Raw genomic sequence first — 998 nt, 5'->3', positions numbered from 1 at the left:
TTCGCGCGCGGAAAGGTCGAGGAGGCGCTCGATGCGTATGTGCAGCATGATCGCATCGTCCAGCTTGAAACCCGCGATGCGGCGATCGAGCGGATCGTCGAGGATTGGGGGCAGGCGAGGGAGGACTACCGGAACAAGGCGGAATCGGAAAGCCGAGTCCTCAGCGGTTCGGAACTGCTGGTTCTGGCGCAAACCAATGATGATGTCGGAAAGCTCAACAACGCGATCCGCTCCGTGATGCGTCGCCAGGAAGCGCTTGGCGAGGACCGCGCCTACCAGACCGAACGCGGTGTACGACAGTTCGCCGTTGGTGACCGTCTGATCTTCCTCGAAAACGCCCGTTTCTTTGAAAAGCGCGCTGAGCATCTTTCCGTACAGCATGTGAAGAACGGTATGCTCGGCACCGTGGTACGCACCACGAACGAGCGCGGCGAGACGCTGCTGACGGTAAAACTGGATGCGGGGCGGGAGGTAACCTTCGGCCAGGGCACCTATCGCAATGTCGACCATGGCTATGCGGCGACCGTGCACAAATCCCAGGGCGCGACCGTGGACAGGACGTTGGTTCTGGCCACCGGCATGATGGATCAGCATCTCGCCTATGTTGCGATGTCGCGACATCGCGATCGGGCCGATCTCTATATGGCGCACGAGGATTTTGCGCCGCGCGAGAAATGGGGCAGGGCGCAGCGCGTCGATCACGCCGCCGGCGTCACCGGTCAACTGGTCGAAACCGGCGAAGCGAAATTCCGGCCGAATGACGAAGATGCAAAAGAGAGCCCATATGCCGACGTCAAAACCGACGACGGCGTGGTCCATCGCGTCTGGGGTGTCAGCCTTCCGAAGGCTATTGAGAAAGGCGGCGTCGAGCTCGGTGACACCGTCACCTTGCGCAAGGACAGTGTCGAGCAGGTGACGGTGAAGATACCCATCGTGGATCCCGAAACCGGCAAAAAGACCTTCGAGGACCGGGAGGTCGAACGCAATGTCTGGACCGC

Annotated in this window: 1 pseudogene; it reads left to right on the top strand. The window is 60.8% G+C overall.

Annotated features, from left to right (window positions below):
* Positions 1-998 (top strand): annotated as a pseudogene (locus tag CEV33_RS00755) (Ti-type conjugative transfer relaxase TraA); the annotation flags it as partial.

It is taken from the genome of Brucella grignonensis (assembly GCF_002252505.1).
In the GTDB taxonomy this organism is placed as follows: Bacteria; Pseudomonadota; Alphaproteobacteria; order Rhizobiales; family Rhizobiaceae; genus Brucella; species Brucella grignonensis.
Note: the sequence above shows the minus strand (reverse complement) of the source record. Positions and strands in the feature narration are given on the sequence as shown.